The following is a 12,345-nucleotide window of genomic DNA, read 5'->3' on the forward strand; positions in this document are numbered from 1 at the left end:
GCGGCGGGAGGTGCCGCACTGGAGTCGGTCCGGATATCCACTCGGCGGTGTCGCACCGTGCCGAAAGGGCCGGCGGTCGGGGGTCGGCCGGGTCAGCGAGCGGCGGGCGGGGTCGGGCGGGCCGTGGCGGGATCGTCGAGGTCAGACGGACCGGGGGTGGGTGTGGAGCCGGACCGGGGCGGTCGGCCGTGGGTGGAGACGGGCCGGGGGGTCGGCCGCGCGGGCGTCCTCGCTACCGCTCGACGTCGCCCGTGAACATCGCGTACAGCAGGGAGCCGCTGGGTGGACTCTCGCTGGGTGGGAAGCCCAGCCGCCAGTCCAGGGCGTAGCGCAGGAACAGCTCGGCGCGCAGGCGCTCCGGCGCCATCGGTGCCCCCGGCAGCAGGATGGCGACCACCGAGCCCATCAGGAGCGCGCGCAGGAGCAGATAGTCGGCGTCCGGGTCCTTGGAGCCGTGCTCCAGCACCGTGTCGCGCAGCAGGGCGGCGAGCCGCTGCTGCTCGGGGCATTGGATGAAGCCCTCCTCGGCCAGGATGCCCGCCATGTGAGTGCGCATTAATCGCGGGTGGTCGCGCGCCAGTCCGAGGATCGCGTCGATGGCCCGGGCCATGCGCTCGGCCCCGGCGTCCTCGCCTCGGGGACGGGGCGGCCGGTCCAGGGCGGTGGCCAACTCCTCGTGCATCAGCCGGTGCACGGCGGCCTGGAGCAACTGGCGTTTCCCCGGGAAGTAGTACGAGACCAGACCGCGGGCGGCCCCCGCGCGGTCGGCGATGTCGGCGAGCGTCGTCGCCTCATAGCCGCGCTCGCCGACCAGCTCGACCGTCGCCTGCAGCAGACGCGCTTGAGAACGTCGGCGCAACTCCTCATTGACCGCTGCGCTGCGCGGGGACATGCTGTAACTCCTGCGTTGACTGGCTGATAGCCAATATACTCAGCGCGACTCCGGTTGTCCGCCCTCCGCCGAACAGGGCGGAGACCGGGGACGCTGCCGATTCGGGCGACGCGGGGGATCGCCCGAATCGGCGCGTAACGCTCGTTCCCCCAGGTCTTCTGTTCCTGACGCCGCCTCGGGTCCGGGACCGGTGCCGGACGCACGGCGGCCCATCGGCGAGGAGCGAGCGATGGCCGTAGCGGTGTGTTCGCTGGTGTGGAGCGCCGAACGATCCGGCCCCGGTTCCCAGCGCATCGTGTACGACTCCGACGGATATCACCTCGTGCGCTTCCCCTATGGCGCGGTGGACGAAGCCTACGACCCGTGGAAGATGCATGATCCTGCCAACGGGGGTGGCAGACCCTCGACGTTCCCCGACGCCCGCTCGGGGCTGATCTGGCCCAGCCACCACGGCTGGGGAGTGCTGTCCGCCATGGTGTTCTGGGCGTCCGACGGCCGCCCGCGGGAGTACCGCGCCCGTTTCGTCCGTAACCCGCTCTCCGCGGACTACGACTCCACCGCCACCACCGACCACGCCACCACCGCCGGCGGGCAGTACCGCACCTACCTGTGGCAGATGTTCGTCCACCCCGGCACCCCGGTCGGACTGAAGGTCAGCGCGCGCGGCACGGGTGACGCGCGGATCAGGGCTCCGCTCACCTTCGCCGAGTTCAAGCTCGCCATCCACATCGACGTCAAACGACCCCCGTAGTCGGGAGAAGGCGCGTTGTAGGCCGCGCGGAGCTCACACGAAACCGACCGGGTACCCGCCCGCCCCCGCGGACGGGTACGGGGCGCGAGGCCACCGTGGGGACGCCACTCGACTCGGGCGGCGCCGCGCGCGTGCCGAACCGCCGCTGTCCACCGTCCGCTTCAGCCCCGCGCGGCCACCGCCTCCCGGAGCGCCTTCCGGCAGGCCAGCACGGCGGGGTGGTGGCCGCGCCCCTCGCGCACGACGGTGACGATCCGCCGCGCCTGCCCGCCGCCCGGCAGCGTCCGCAACGCGGCGACGGCCGGAGTGCCCTCGTCCCACACCAGGTCCGGCAGCAGGGCACGGGCGTGGCCCTCCCGCACGAGCCGTGCGTGGAGGAGGATGTCGGTGGACTCGAACCGCACATCGGGCTCGAACCCGGCGCCCCGGCACAGCGCCAGCGCCCAGCGCCGGGCGGCGGTGCCCTCCGGCTCCATCACCCAGGGGTGGTCGGCCTGCGCCCGTAGCGCGGCCAGGGGGCCGCGGGCGCGCGGCGGCTCGGGCAAGGCCAGGCGCAGCGGGTCCGTGCAGAGGTCCTCCTGCTCGGTGCCGGCGGGCCGGGGGTTGGGCTGGTCCGGGTACTCCTCCGCGATGACCAGGTCGAAGTCGCGGGCGACCAGGGCCGGCAGCGCCCGCTCGGGCTCCAGCTGGGTGAGGTGGACGCGCAGCCGCGGATGGGCCTCGCGCAACAGGGTCAGCGCGGTGGGCACCAGGGCCAGCGCGGCCGTCTGGAAGGAGGCGATGCGCAGCGGGCCGGTCAGCTCGGTGAGCGAAGCGGCGATCTCGGACTCGGCGCGCTCCAGCCGCTCCAGCACCGCCTCCGTGTGAGCGACGAGGATCTCGGCCTGCTCGGTGAGCCGGACCCGCCGCCCCACGGGCTCCAGCAGCGGAACGCCGACCTCCGCCTCCAGTTGGGAGAGCTGCTGGGAGACCGAGGACGGGCTGTACGAGAGGGCGGCGGCGACGGCCGCCAGGGTGCCGCGGTGGCGGAGCTCGCGCAGCAGCCGCAGCCGGTGCAGGTCGTACATTCCGGTCCCTCCCGCTCCCTCGCGCCGATCGTTCGGCTCTACCGATGAATATAGGTCGAAAAGATGCGCTGGACCGACGGATGGTTGGGGCCGCAGCCTGGGGACATGGCCCTGACCGATTCCGTCGCCCCCGCACCCACCTGGTACGCGCGCCCCGCCGGCGCCGCCTTCCGGTGCGCCCCCGCCCCCGCCGCCGCGCGGGCCTTCCACGCCACGCTGCCCGGCTACGCCCCCACCGCGCTGACCGAGGCGCCCGCGCTCGCGGCCGAGCTCGGCGTCGGCCGCGTCTTCGTCAAGGACGAGTCGGACCGGTTCGGGCTGCCCGCGTTCAAGGCGCTGGGCGCCTCCTGGGCCGTCCACCGGATCCTGGCCGGGCGGCCGCCCGGCACCCGGGTGCGGCTGGTCACGGCGACCGACGGCAACCACGGCCGCGCGGTGGCCCGGATCGCCCGGCTGCTCGGCCAGACCGCCCGCGTCTTCGTCTCGGCCGGGGTGCACCCGGCGGCCGCGGCGGCCATCGCCGCCGAAGGGGCCGAGGTCACCCGGGTCGCGGGGCCCTACGACGAGGCCGTGCGCCGGGCCGCCGTAGCCGCGGGGGAGCCGGGCGCGATCCTCGTACAGGACACCGCCTGGCCGGGGTACGAGGAGATACCCGGCTGGATCGTCGAGGGATACGCGACCCTCTTCGCGGAGGTCGACGACCAGTTGGCCGCCGCCGGCGCCGCGGCCCCCGGGCTGGTCGCCGTCCCGGTCGGGGTGGGTTCGCTCGCCCAGGCCGCGGTCACCCACTACCGCGGCCGCCCCGCCGGGCGGGCCACGGCGCTGCTCGCGGTCGAACCCGAGGCCGCGGCCTGCGCCCTGGCCAGCCTGACCCGGCAGCAGCGGGTGAGCGTGACCACCGCGGAGACGACCATGGCCGGGCTGAACTGCGGCACCCTCTCCGCCCTCGCCTGGCCGTACCTGCGCGCCGGACTGGACGCGGCCGTCGCCGTGCGCGACGCCGACAGCGCCCGCGCGGCCCGTGATCTCGCGGCACTCGGCGTCTCCTCGGGCCCCTGCGGCGCCGCCGCTCTGGCCGGGGTCCGGGCCGCGCTCACCGGCGCGGGCGCCGCGCGGCGCCGCGCCGACCTGGCCGTGGGCTCCGACTCCACGCTGGTGCTGCTGAGCACCGAGGGCGCGGCGGCCAACCCCCACGGAGCCGAGGCGGCCGCTCCGGCCGAGACCGGCACCGGGAACGTGGCCGGGACCAGGGCCGGGACCGGGACCGGGGCCGGGGTTCTCGACGCGGAGGGGGCCGGCCCCGTCGACCGGCGTGAGGCGGGGGCCGCCGGCGCCGACCGCCCCGGGGAGGCCCGCGGGTGCTGAGCCAACTCCTCGCGGCCACGGGGGTGCTGGCCCTGCTCACCGTCGCCCCGGGGCCGGACATGGCCGTCGTGACGAAGCGGGCGGTCGCGTCCGGCGCGGCGGACGGGCTGCGGACGGCGGGCGGCATCGCGACGGGGCTGCTGGTGTGGGGCGCGCTGACCGCGGCCGGACTCGCGGCGGTCCTCGCCGCCTCGGCCGAGGCGTACCTGGCGGTCAGGCTGCTGGGCGCCGGCTACCTCGTGTTCCTCGGCGCGCAGGCGCTCTGGAACAGCCGGCGGGGCGCCCACGAGGCCGTGGCGCCGGCCGGGCGACCCGGGGCGGGCGGCACCGGGGAGTCGGGCGCGGGAGCCGCGCCCACTGGCCGCGCGAGCGGCAACCCCTGGCGCACCGGGTTGGTGGGCAATCTGCTCAACCCGAAGATCGCGGTCTGCTACACCGGGCTGCTGCCCGGCCTCGCCCCGGCCGGGCTCTCCCGGCCCGTGGGCATGGCCCTGCTGGTCGGCATCCACGCGGCGCTCACGCTCGGCTGGCTCGGCGCCTATGTCTGTCTGCTCTCGCGCGCCCGCGCGGCGTTCGAGAGGCCGGCCGTCCGTCGGGGCCTCGACCGCGTCATGGGGGTGGTGCTGATCGGATTCGGCTGGAGGATCGCGACGGCCCGGTGAGCCGCGGCCCGGAGCGCCGGGCCGCGACGGAGACGCGATGGCGGCCCGGGCCGTGACGTGGCGCGCTGGCGGGCCGGGCCGCGACGGGCGCGCTGGCGGGCCGGGCGGCCGGAGGGCCGTCACCGCCGGGTGAACCAGGTGATCGTGACGTCGTTGGCGAACGACCGGCGGTCCGCCACCGCGAACGGCGTGGGGTCGAAGTCCCCGGCGAACACCGGGATCCCGGAACCCGCCACCACGGGGTAGCTCTTGATGATCAGTTCGTCGACCTCGGGCAGGAGCGCCCCGGCGAGCCGGCCGCCGCCACACAGCCAGATGTCCCCGCCCTCCTCGCGCTTGAGGTCGCGGACCAGCGTGAGCGGGTCGCCGTCCACCACGGTCACCTCCGGATCGGGGCTCTGTCCGAGGGTGCGCGACACCACGTACTGGCGCAGATGCGCGTACGGGCTCGTGAGGCCCGCGTCGAGGGCGGGGCGGTAGGTGCCCGACCCCATCACCACCGTGTCGAAGCGCCGGTTGGGCGTGTCCGCGAGGCCGCGGGCGGCACGCATGGCGGTGGGCACGGTCTCGGGATAGCGCTCGTTGGTCCACCCGGCGTAGGCCGCGGCCTGCTCCGCGTCGCCCACGGGGTAGAAGTCGTACTCCCCGCGGGGGCCGGCGATATAGCCGTCGAGGGTGACGGCGACGTAGTACACGAGCTTTCGCATGGAGGCATTCCGTCCGTAGTACTCTGCTGATAGTGGTTTGGAGTTAGTACTACGACTGGAGTGGTGTCAATGGTGCGCAGGAACGACGAGCGACGGGCGGCCCTCGTGGACGCCGCCATCGAGGTCCTGGCCCGGGAGGGCGCCCGGGGGCTGACCTTCCGCGCGGTGGACACCGAGGCCGCGGTGCCGCCCGGCACGGCCTCCAACTACTTCGCCAACCGCGACGCCCTGCTCACCCAGGCGGGGGCCCGGGTCTACGAACGGCTGCAGCCCGACGAGGAGACCATCGCGCGGCAGCGGGCGAGCACGCCGGACCGGGAGACCTACGCGGCGCTGATGCGCGAACTCGTCGGCCGCGTCAGCGCGTTCCGCACCGGCTATCTGGCCCTGCTCGAACTGCGCCTGGAGGCCACCCGGCGGCCGCAGCTCCGCGCGGTGCTGACCGAGCGCGTCCGTGCGGACCTCGACGCCAACGTGGCCTACCACGAGCAGTCCGGACTGCCCGGCGACGCGACCGCCGTCCGGCTGCTCTACCTGGCGCTCAACTGGCTGATCGTCGAACAGCTCACCCTGCCCGAGGTGCTCTCCGAGGCCGAGCGCGAACGGCTCGTCACGGCCGCGGTCGAGCGGATCGTGGAGGCGTAGGCGGCGCGGCGCGGTGACCCCGGGGGCGCCGGGCCGGGCACCGGATCACTCGGATGGAGCGGGTGCCCAGAGCTCGGCGGCCGTCCCGTCGCCCAGGTGCCGCTCGTAGGTGACGACCTTGCCGTGGATGACGTCGAGGCCGGCGGTCAGCTCCGCGATCCTGGCGCGCACGTTCCGCTCGTGCTCCCGCAGCAGCTCCAGGCGCTCGTGCTCGTTCCCCGGGCCCGAGCGCACCAACTCCGCGAAGCGCCTGATCGTGGCGATCGGCATCCCCGAGTCGCGGAACCGACCGCACAGCATGAGCCACTCCACGTCCGCCCGGTCGTAGACCCGCTGACCGCCGCCGGACCGCGGGATCTCGCGCAGGAACAGCCCCTCGCGTTCGAAGAACCGCAGCGCGTGCACGCTCAACCCGGTCGCCTCGGCGACCTTCCCGATGGACAGTCCACCCGACTCCGCACCCATGGCGGCCACCCTAGTCAGCCCGTGCTTGACCTAGCGCGCACTCCAGCTTTTAACGTCTCGGACATGACGACACGGCAGACAACGCGGACCCCACAGCAGACGGCCCGTCAGACGACACGCCAACAGCGGATCGGCAGCGGATTCCACGCCCGGAGCACCGCCGACGACGTGCTCGCCGACATCGATCTGACGGGCACCACCGCCCTGGTCACCGGCGGCTCCTCCGGGCTCGGACTGGAGGCGACCCGAGCCCTGGCCCGCGCGGGAGCCCGAGTGGTCGTCCCCGCCCGGCGCCCCGCCGAGGCCCGCGAGGCCCTGCGCGGCATCGCCGCGGCGGAGGTCCACCCGCTCGACCTCGCGGACCTGGAGAGCGTCCGCGTCTTCGCCGAACGGTTCCTGGAGACCGGCCGTCCGCTCCGGATCCTCATCAACGGGGCCGGCGTCATGGCCTGCCCCGAGACGCGCGTCGGCCCGGGCTGGGAGGCGCACTTCGCCATCAACCACCTCGGTCACTTCGCGCTCGTCCAGCACCTCCGCCCCGCCTTCGCGCCCGGCGCCCGGGTGGTCTCCGTGGCCTCCTCCGGCCACTTCCTGTCCGACATCCGGTGGCACGATCTCCACTTCCGCACCGGCTACGACCGCTGGCTGGCCTACGCCCAGTCGAAGACCGCCAACGCCCTCTTCGCGCTGCGTCTGGACACCCTGGGCGGGGAGCGCGGGCCGCGCGCCTTCGCCGTACACCCGGGCAGCATCCTCACCCCCCTGCAGCGCCACGTCCCGCGCGAACAGTGGGCCGCCCTCGGCTGGGTGACGCCGGACGGGCAGCCGGCCGAGGGCTTCAAGACCCCGCGGCAGGGCGCGGCGACGGCCGTCTGGGCGGCGACGTCACCGCTCCTCGCCGGTCACGGCGGCGCCTACTGCCAGGACTGCGACATCGCCGAGCCGGCCACCACCGACGACATGCTCGTCGGCGGCGTCAAGCCCTGGGCCGTCGACCCGGCCGCGGCGGCCCGGCTCTGGGAGATCTCCAGCGAGCTCACCGGGCTGGACGCCTTCCCCGGACCCGGGGAAGGCGCGGGTCAGCGCTCGCGCCCGCGCGGCTTCAACGGGGTGGCGGGCAGCTCGGGCGCGCGCAGCGGCGCGCCGGCGTAGCCCCGTACGGTCCCGAAGCGCTCGCCGGCCTGCCAGGCGCGCCGGGCCTCGGCGATCTCGTCCCCGCTACGGCCGACGAAGTTCCACCACATGACCAGCTTCTCCTCGAACGGCTCGCCGCCCAGCAGCATGAACGCGCTGTCCACATCGGCCCGCAGCGGCAGCTCGGTGCGGCCGCAGCCGAGGTAGAACAGTGAGCCGGGGGAGAGCCGGACCCCGTCGACCTCGGCCTCTCCCGACATGGTCAGCGCGGCGTACTCGAAGTCGGGCTCGATCGGCAGCCGGGCGTCGGTGCCCGCGGCCAGGGTGATGTCGGCGCCGACGATCGGGGTGAAGGCGGTGCCCGGGGAGGCCGCCCCGTCCAGCTCGCCGAGGATCACGGTGGCGCGCAGGCCGTGGCCGCCGGCGATCTCCGGCAGCTCGGCGTGGTGCTCCCAGGCGGGCTCGACATGCCGGTGGCCGTCGGGGAGCGCGACCCACAGCTGGGCCCCGTGCAGGATCGGGGCGTGCTCCCGCGGCGACTCCTCCGAGTGGCTGATCGCGCGGCCCGAGGTCATCAGACCGAGTTCACGAGGGCGGATCGTCTGCAGGCTGCCGAGGCTGTCACGGTGCAGCACCTCGCCGGCGTGCAGCCAGCTGACCGTCTGCAGGCCCATGTGGGGGTGCGGCGGGACCTGCATGCCCGGCTCCTGGGCGATGTCGTCGGGCCCGTACGCGTCGACGAAACACCATGCGCCGACCATGCGCCGGCCCAGGTTCGGCAGCAGCCGGCGCACCACCGTGGACTCCCCGAGCGGCACCTGCTTGCCGGGCAGCAGCTCACGCACCGGCCGCGCGGTGACGTCGGCGCGCCCGCCGCAGAGCGTCGGCGCGGGCCTGAGGTCGAGATTGCTCATGTGAGGACTCTCCCATCGGGGCCGTCGGATCAACCGCGTGAGCCGGATGAATCGCCCGCGTCAGGCGCGCCGGGTGCGTCGCACGCGCCGGGTGCGTCGGTCGGGCCGAGTGCGTCCGACGGCCCGAGCGCGTCGCACGGGCCGGGCGTGCCGCGCGGTCTCCCGTCGGGACGGCCCGCGCCGGAGGAGGTCGGTGTGGCGCACGGGCCGCCCCGGACCGACTCCCGGCCCCATCCGGGTGCGCCGCGTGAGCCGGAGGGGCGGCCCACGTCGGGAGAACCGCCAGGCTCCCGCGAAGCGGCCTTGTCGCCGGGGCCGTCCTCGTCGTCCGGACCGTCCTCGTCGTCCGGACCGGCGGCCTCGCCCTCCGGATCGGCCTGGTCCTTCTTGCCGGGCGTGCCGGCCGTCTCCGCTGTGCCGGCTCTATCTGCCGTGCCGGGCGTGTCCGCCCTGCCCGCTGTGCCGGCCGTGTCCGCACTGCCCGCCATGGCCGCCGTGCCGGCCGTGTCCGCCGTGCCAGCCCTATCCGCCGTGCTGGCCCTGCCCGCAGTGCCGGCCCTGTCCGCCGTGCCGGCGGTATCCGCCGTGGTCGTCGTATCGGCACCGCCGGCCGCCCGGGCCGCCCACCGTGGGTAGGCGGCGATCATCGCGGCCACCAGGGCCGCGCCCATCAGCCAGCCGCCCAGCACATCGCTGAGCCAGTGCACCCCCAGATACAGCCGGGTGAAGCCCACGCCCAGCACCGACACGGCGGCCACCACGGCCGCGAGGGTCAGGCGCGCGCCCCGCACCCCGTGCAGCACCAGCAGCCACAGCAGCAGCCCGAGGACGAGGGTCGCGGTCATCGCGTGGCCGGAGGGGAAGGCCGCGTACCGCGCCGAGTCCACCGGGTCGGGCCAGTGCGGCCGCTCCCGGCCGACCGCCGCCTTCACTCCCTGCTGCACCGCCGAACCGAGCAGGCCGGCCCCCGCCATCAGCAGCGCCAGCCTCCGCTCGCCGCGCCACAGCAGCCAGCCCACCACGGCCGCCAGCAGCACCCGCATGGTCCAGGGGTCCCACACCCAGTCGGTGAGCACCCGATTGGCTCGCGTCCAACCGGGCTCGGACACCGCGGAGCGGTGCAGCTCCACGGCGACCTCGCGGTCGGCGGCGGCCAGCGGGCTCCAGCCGACCGCGACCAGCACCAGCAGGATCGCGGCGAGGGTCGCGAAGACCGTCGCGACCACCGGTGCCGTCCGGGCGGCGAAGGACCTCGACGGCTGCATGACGCCATGATCGCCCAAGGTGGCTCCTGGTCACAGGGCCCCCGCGGCCCCGTCTCCACCGGGCCGCCCGACAGGGAGCAGGGTCCTGTCGAGAGGGGCTCGAACACGAGATATCTTGATGTCGAGCAATGTTACAGACGTGGAGCGGAGCACCCGGTGACTGACTCGACCATCATCTACACACACACTGACGAGGCCCCGGCCCTGGCGACGCATTCGTTCCTGCCGGTGGTCCAGGCGTACGCCTCGACGGCCGGTGTGAGCGTGGAGACCCGCGACATCTCCCTGGCCGGGCGGATCATCGCCAGCTTCCCGGAGTTCCTGGAGGAGAGCCAGCGCATCGACGACGCCCTGGCCGAGCTCGGTGAGCTGGCCAAGACGCCGGGCGCCAACATCATCAAGCTGCCGAACATCTCGGCGTCGATCCCGCAGATGAAGGCGGCCATCGCCGAGCTCCAGGGGCAGGGCTACGCGCTTCCGGACTACCCGGACGACCCGAAGACCGAGCAGGAGCGCGACGTCCGCGCCCGCTACGACAAGATCAAGGGCAGCGCCGTCAACCCGGTCCTCCGCGAGGGCAACTCCGACCGTCGCGCCCCCGCCTCGGTCAAGAACTACGCCAAGACGCACCCGCACCGCATGGGCGCCTGGACGCCGGAGTCGAAGACCAACGTCGCGACGATGGGTGTCGACGACTTCCGCTCCACCGAGAAGTCCGTGATCATCTCCGAGCCCGGTTCGCTGCGCATCGAGCTCAAGGGCGACGACGGCTCCACCACCGTCCTGCGCGAGTCCGTACCGGTCCTCGCCGGCGAGGTCGTCGACGCCTCCGTGATGCGCGTCGCCGCCCTGCGCGAGTTCCTCACGGCGCAGATCGCCCGCGCCAAGGAGGAGGGCGTCCTCTTCTCCGTGCACCTGAAGGCCACGATGATGAAGGTCTCCGACCCGATCGTCTTCGGTCACGTGGTGCGTGCCTTCTTCCCGAAGACGTTCGCGAAGTACGGCGAGACCTTCGCCGCGGCCGGTCTGACCCCGAACGACGGTCTGGGCGGCATCTTCAAGGGCATCGAGGCCCTGCCGGAGGGCGCCGAGATCAAGGCCTCCTTCGAGGCCGAGCTCGCCGAGGGCCCGGCCCTGGCGATGGTCGACTCCGACAAGGGCATCACCAACCTGCACGTGCCGTCCGACGTCATCGTCGACGCCTCGATGCCGGCCATGATCCGCACCTCCGGCCACATGTGGGGCCCGGACGGCCAGGAGGCCGACACCCTCGCGGTCCTGCCGGACTCCTCCTACGCCGGCGTCTACCAGGCCGTGATCGAGGACTGCCGCGCCCACGGCGCCTACGACCCGGCGACCATGGGCTCCGTCCCGAACGTCGGCCTCATGGCGCAGAAGGCCGAGGAGTACGGCAGCCACGACAAGACCTTCGAGATCCCGGTCACCGGCACCGTCCGCCTGGTCGACGAGGCCGGCAACGCGGTCCTGGAGCAGACCGTCTCCGCCGGTGACATCTTCCGCGCCTGCCAGACCAAGGACGCGCCGATCAAGGACTGGGTGAAGCTCGCCGTCACCCGCGCCCGCGCCACCGGCGACCCGGCGGTGTTCTGGCTGGACGAGACCCGTGCTCACGACGCCAACCTGATCGCCAAGGTCAACCAGTACCTGCCGGAGCACGACACCGAGGGCCTGGACATCCGCGTCCTCGCCCCGGTCGAGGCCACCAAGCTGTCGATCGAGCGCATCCGCCGCGGCGAGAACACCATCTCGGTCACCGGCAACGTGCTGCGTGACTACCTGACCGACCTCTTCCCGATCCTGGAGCTGGGCACCAGCGCCAAGATGCTGTCGGTCGTCCCGCTGATGAACGGCGGCGGCCTGTTCGAGACCGGCGCCGGCGGCTCCGCGCCCAAGCACGTGCAGCAGCTGGTCAAGGAGAACTACCTGCGCTGGGACAGCCTGGGTGAGTTCCTCGCCCTCGCGGTCAGCTTCGAGCACCTCGCGCAGACCACCGGCAACGCCCGCGCCCAGGTGCTGGCCGACACCCTCGACCGCGCGACCGCGACCTTCCTCAACGAGGACAAGTCGCCCAGCCGTCGCCTCGGTGGCATCGACAACCGCGGCAGCCACTTCTACCTCGCCCGCTACTGGGCGCAGGAGCTGGCCAAGCAGACCGACGACGCGCAGCTCGCGGAGGCGTTCGCGGCCCTGGCCAAGACGCTGACCGAGCAGGAGCAGACCATCGTCGACGAGCTGATCGCGGTCCAGGGCTCCCCGGCCGAGATCGGTGGCTACTACCAGCCCGACCCGGCCAAGGCCGCGGCGGTCATGCGTCCGTCGAAGACCTTCAACCAGGCCCTCGCCACCCTCGCCTGATCCGTCCTGACGCACGCCGTGGCGGCCGCTGACGCGGTCGCCGCGCGGCGCGGAGACACCGGGTCCGCCCCGGCCGGCACACCGCCGGCCGGGGCGGACCCG

At 74.0% G+C, this 12,345-nt stretch carries 11 protein-coding genes and 1 pseudogene; 6 read left to right on the plus strand and 6 right to left on the minus strand.

The window, feature by feature from the left end:
* Positions 1-232 precede the first annotated feature (232 nt).
* Positions 233-892, minus strand: a complete 660-nt coding sequence (locus CD790_RS09285) for a TetR/AcrR family transcriptional regulator (protein ID WP_144382554.1) — start codon at positions 890-892, stop codon at positions 233-235.
* A gap of 229 nt (positions 893-1,121) precedes the next feature.
* Here CD790_RS09285 and CD790_RS09290 point away from each other — a divergent pair, with 229 nt between their 5' ends.
* Positions 1,122-1,643, plus strand: coding sequence for a hypothetical protein (locus CD790_RS09290; protein ID WP_144382555.1), 522 nt, complete (start codon positions 1,122-1,124; stop codon positions 1,641-1,643).
* Positions 1,644-1,804: 161 nt separating this feature from the next.
* Here the strand turns inward: CD790_RS09290 and CD790_RS09295 are convergent, their stop codons facing one another.
* Positions 1,805-2,710: a LysR substrate-binding domain-containing protein gene (locus CD790_RS09295; protein WP_144382556.1), complete on the minus strand. Its 906-nt coding sequence runs from the start codon at positions 2,708-2,710 to the stop codon at positions 1,805-1,807.
* 105 nt (positions 2,711-2,815) lie between these two features.
* On the opposite strand from CD790_RS09295, the gene CD790_RS09300 reads away from it, so the two are divergent.
* Complete coding sequence (locus tag CD790_RS09300) at positions 2,816-4,075, plus strand: pyridoxal-phosphate dependent enzyme (RefSeq protein ID WP_186318936.1); 1,260 nt, start codon at positions 2,816-2,818, stop codon at positions 4,073-4,075.
* Positions 4,069-4,737, plus strand: a complete 669-nt coding sequence (locus CD790_RS09305; protein WP_144382557.1) for a LysE family translocator — start codon at positions 4,069-4,071, stop codon at positions 4,735-4,737. The genes CD790_RS09300 and CD790_RS09305 overlap by 7 nt, the downstream gene beginning before the upstream one ends.
* Before the next feature lie 119 nt (positions 4,738-4,856).
* Here the strand turns inward: CD790_RS09305 and CD790_RS09310 are convergent, their stop codons facing one another.
* Positions 4,857-5,444 (minus strand): dihydrofolate reductase family protein, encoded by a 588-nt coding sequence (locus CD790_RS09310; RefSeq protein ID WP_144382558.1) that lies wholly within the window; start codon positions 5,442-5,444, stop codon positions 4,857-4,859.
* Positions 5,445-5,513: 69 nt separating this feature from the next.
* Here CD790_RS09310 and CD790_RS09315 point away from each other — a divergent pair, with 69 nt between their 5' ends.
* Positions 5,514-6,089: a TetR/AcrR family transcriptional regulator gene (locus tag CD790_RS09315; RefSeq protein WP_144382559.1), complete on the plus strand. Its 576-nt coding sequence runs from the start codon at positions 5,514-5,516 to the stop codon at positions 6,087-6,089.
* Positions 6,090-6,134: 45 nt separating this feature from the next.
* On the opposite strand, the gene CD790_RS09320 is transcribed toward CD790_RS09315, so the two are convergent.
* On the minus strand, positions 6,135-6,554 hold the full coding sequence (locus CD790_RS09320; RefSeq protein WP_144382560.1) for a MerR family transcriptional regulator: 420 nt from the start codon (positions 6,552-6,554) through the stop codon (positions 6,135-6,137).
* A 63-nt stretch (positions 6,555-6,617) separates the two neighbouring features.
* Between CD790_RS09320 and CD790_RS09325 the strand changes: the two genes are divergently transcribed.
* Positions 6,618-7,706, plus strand: coding sequence for an SDR family NAD(P)-dependent oxidoreductase (locus tag CD790_RS09325; protein WP_144382561.1), 1,089 nt, complete (start codon positions 6,618-6,620; stop codon positions 7,704-7,706).
* Here CD790_RS09325 and CD790_RS09330 read toward each other — a convergent pair.
* Positions 7,634-8,602, minus strand: a complete 969-nt coding sequence (locus tag CD790_RS09330; RefSeq protein WP_144382562.1) for a pirin family protein — start codon at positions 8,600-8,602, stop codon at positions 7,634-7,636. The genes CD790_RS09325 and CD790_RS09330 overlap by 73 nt on opposite strands.
* 608 nt (positions 8,603-9,210) lie before the next feature.
* Positions 9,211-9,867, minus strand: a pseudogene (locus CD790_RS35625) (phosphatase PAP2 family protein); the annotation flags it as partial.
* 156 nt (positions 9,868-10,023) lie between these two features.
* Here CD790_RS35625 and CD790_RS09340 point away from each other — a divergent pair.
* The gene (locus CD790_RS09340) at positions 10,024-12,243 is read left to right on the plus strand and encodes an NADP-dependent isocitrate dehydrogenase (RefSeq protein WP_144382564.1); all 2,220 of its coding nucleotides are present in this window, start codon (positions 10,024-10,026) and stop codon (positions 12,241-12,243) included.
* The last annotated feature ends 102 nt before the right edge of the window (positions 12,244-12,345 follow it).

It is taken from the genome of Streptomyces sp. SAJ15 (assembly GCF_007595705.1).
In the GTDB taxonomy this organism is placed as follows: Bacteria; Actinomycetota; Actinomycetes; order Streptomycetales; family Streptomycetaceae; genus Streptomyces.